A 3094-nucleotide genomic window follows, 5' to 3' on the forward strand; every position below is an offset into this window, starting at 1 on the left:
TGTGAGGCTCGGCCGCGCCGTTCCGCTCGGCATGGGCGCGCGAGAGGTTGAAGTAGTCGAGCTCGTTCAGCCGCGCGTCGACCTCCACCTCGGCGCCGAGGTCGCCGATCTCCTCCGCGGTCTCGCGGTGCCGGCGGAGGCTGCCCATCAGCACGCGGTCGAAGGACGCCTCGTGCGCGCGCAGCCACTCGCCGAGCCAGCGCGCCTGCTGCCGCCCGAGGTCGGTCAGGCGGTCGTAGCCCGCCTCGTCGTTGGCGGCCGAGTTGGCCTGCCCGTGCCGGATGAGGATGAGTTCGCCCAAAACGCGCTCCTGTCTGTCGCCCGGGTCATGTCGGATCGGGGGCGGAAGCGCAAGGCGGCCTCTGGACGCCCGGGGGCCGCTCTGCGAAGACCTTGGGCGACCCTGCGAGGAGGACAGACAGATGACACCCGATCCCGCCCGGTTTCTCGCCGATCTCCATGCGCTCCGCCGCTTCGGCGGGGACGAGGCCACGAAGGGCGTGCGCCGCCGCGCCTTCTCGGCGGAGGACGTGGCGGCGCGGGACTGGCTCGCGGCACGCTTCGCGGAGGCGGGGCTCGAGGCGCGGATCGACCCGGTCGGCAACGTCTTCGGCCTCGCGCCGGGGCGCAGCCTCCTGGTGGGATCGCACTCGGACACACAGCCCGAGGGCGGCTGGCTCGACGGCGCGCTCGGCGTCATCGCCGGCCTCGAGGTCGCCCGCGCGGCGCGCGAGGCGGGCGGGCCGCCGGTCTCGGTCGTGAGCTTCCAGGACGAGGAGGGGCGCTTCGGCGCGCTCACCGGTTCCTCCGTCTGGTCGGGCAAGCTGGCGCTCGCGGATGCCGACACGCTGGTCGCGACGGACGGGACGGCCTTCGCCGCGGCGCGGGAGGCGGTGGCCGCGCGGGCGGGCGACTTCGTCGATCCCGGCCGCTTCACCGGCTTTCTCGAGATGCATATCGAGCAGGGCCCCGTTCTCGACGCCGCCGGCGAGGCGGTGGGCGTGGTCACGGGGATCGTGGGCCTCCGGCAGTTCACGGTGACGGTGCAGGGACAGCAGAACCACGCGGGCACGACGCCGATGGCGAAGCGGGCCGACGCCTTCGCCGCCGTCGCGCGGATCTCGGCCATGCTGCCCGAACGCTTCGCCAACATCGTCACGCCGTCCTCGGTCTGGACCATCGGGCACGTGACGCTGCATCCGAATGCCTCCTCGGTCGTGCCCGGCCGCGCGGTCTTCACGCTCCAGTGGCGGGACATCGACACCGACCGGCTCGACCGGATGGAGGCCGCGATCCGCACGCTTCTCGACGATGTGGCGGCGGAGACGGGCTGCGCCATCCGGGCCGAGCGGCTGCGGCAGGATCTCGTGCCGCAGCCGATGGATGCGGGGATGCAGGTGCATCTGCGCGAGGCGGCGGAGGCGGTGGCGCCGGGACGCTGGCGCTCGATGCCGTCGGGCGCGCTGCACGACGCCTCGAACCTCTCGCGCGTGATGCCGGTCGCGATGCTGTTCGTGCCGTCCATCGGCGGGATCAGCCACGACTTCGCAGAGCACACGGCCGAGGACGACCTCGTCACCGGCGTGCGCGTGCTGGCCGAGGCGGTGCGGCGGCTGGGCTGAGGAACCTCGCGCCGGGCGCCGGCGTTGCGCGAGCGTGATACCCAGAGGAGGCGCCCACCTTGTCCACGTCCTATCCGACCTATCCCGTGCCGATGCCCGGCGACGGCCCGGACGCCGCGAAGCGGCGCGAGACGCTCCAGCACCTTCTGACGCGGCTCGTCGATGCGCGCGAAGGGCTCGACGCGATGCTGAAGCGGGCCGAGCGCGAGATCGAGCCGATCCTGCGCAAGCTGCGGGAGGAGCAGTCCGAGGCCGGCACCCGCGTCTCCGCCATGCTGGTGGCCGAGGGGGCCGATCCCGATGCGAGCGGCTCGGCCATGTCCACGGTCAACAAGGCGGTCGTGTCGTTGCGGGCGCTTTTCGACGAGCTCGACGACGACGCGCTCGAGCAGGTGGCGGACGGCGAGGAGAACGTGCTCGAGGCCTTCGCCGACGCCATAGACGCGCACCCGGACGGGCATGTGCGCGAGGATCTGGTGGACATGCGCGGACGGCTCGCGGCCCTGGTGGAGGAGGCGCGGCGTCAGACCGACTGACGCGGGTCAGCGCCAGTCCACCTCGCCGAGGAAGATGTAGCCCGCGCCGTAGATCGTCTTGATGAGGCGCGGGTTTTTCGGGTCCTCGCCGAGCTTGGTGCGCAGCCGCGAGATGCGCACGTCCATCGCGCGGTCGAAGCTCTCGCCCGCCGCGCCGCCGAGGCTCTCCTGCATCTGCTGTCGCGAGATCAGGCGTTTGGGGCTCTCGAGGAAGAGGCGCAATACCTCGCCCTCGGCATGGGAGAAGGTGACTTCCGTGCCGTCCTCGGCCACCAGCAAGTAGCGGTCGAAATGCGCCGTCCAGCCGTTGAAGCGCGCGGTCTTGTGCGCCTCGGGGCGGCTGCGCGCCACGCGCAGGCGGGCGCGGATGCGGGCCACGACCTCGGCGGGATCGAAGGGCTTGATGATGTAGTCGTCTGCGCCGAGCTCCAGCCCCGTCACCCGGTCCTGAACCTGCGCGCGGCCCGAGATGATGATGATGGCCGAGCCGCTCTCGAGTGCGAGGCGATGCACCAGCGCGAGGCCGTCGCGGTCGGGCAGGCCGAGATCCACCAGACAGACATCCGGCGTCTGCGACTTCAGCGCGGCCTCGAATTCGGTCGCCCGCGCGAAGGCGGCGGTGCGGAAACCGGCCTCGGTCAGCGCCTCGGACAGCATCGCGCGGATCTGCGGCTCGTCGTCGAGGATGGCGACGAACGGCCGGCTCATGCCGCCTCCTCCCGCGAGAGCAGGCGGGCGAGCTGCGCCGCGCCCACGGGCTTGGCCAGCACCGGCCAGCGCAGCGCGCCCTCGGTTCGGCGGGCGTCGCCGTCGGGGGCGGAGGTCATCAGCGCAAGGCGCAGCCCAGGCATCCGCGCCGCCAGCTCGGTGAGGAGCGACACGCCGTCCGCCTCGCCGAGGCGGAGATCGGAGAGAACCCAGTCGAGGCCCGGGATC

Annotated in this window: 4 protein-coding genes and 1 pseudogene; 2 read left to right on the top strand and 3 right to left on the bottom strand. The window is 72.5% G+C overall.

The window, feature by feature from the left end; genetic code table 11:
- On the bottom strand, window positions 1–301 hold a 301-nt coding region (locus tag ACTS11_RS20880), incomplete at its 3' end, for a histidine phosphatase family protein (protein ID WP_442642205.1).
- Window positions 302–422: 121 nt separating this feature from the next.
- On the opposite strand from ACTS11_RS20880, the gene ACTS11_RS20885 reads away from it, so the two are divergent.
- Both ACTS11_RS20885 and ACTS11_RS20890 read left to right on the top strand, forming a co-directional pair.
- Window positions 423–1622 (top strand): hydantoinase/carbamoylase family amidase, encoded by a 1200-nt coding sequence (locus tag ACTS11_RS20885; RefSeq protein WP_442642206.1) that lies wholly within the window; start codon window positions 423–425, stop codon window positions 1620–1622.
- 59 nt (window positions 1623–1681) lie between these two features.
- Window positions 1682–2158, top strand: a complete 477-nt coding sequence (locus ACTS11_RS20890) for a DUF2383 domain-containing protein (RefSeq protein WP_442642207.1) — start codon at window positions 1682–1684, stop codon at window positions 2156–2158.
- A 6-nt stretch (window positions 2159–2164) separates the two neighbouring features.
- Here ACTS11_RS20890 and ACTS11_RS20895 read toward each other — a convergent pair whose 3' ends face one another.
- Both ACTS11_RS20895 and ACTS11_RS20900 read right to left on the bottom strand, forming a co-directional pair.
- Complete coding sequence (locus ACTS11_RS20895; RefSeq protein ID WP_442642208.1) at window positions 2165–2866, bottom strand: response regulator; 702 nt, start codon at window positions 2864–2866, stop codon at window positions 2165–2167.
- Window positions 2863–3094, bottom strand: a pseudogene (locus ACTS11_RS20900) (hybrid sensor histidine kinase/response regulator); the annotation flags it as partial. The pseudogene ACTS11_RS20900 and the gene ACTS11_RS20895, both read right to left, overlap by 4 nt.

The sequence above is a fragment of the Roseicyclus sp. genome (assembly GCF_052168335.1).
GTDB lineage: Bacteria > Pseudomonadota > Alphaproteobacteria > Rhodobacterales > Rhodobacteraceae > Roseibacterium.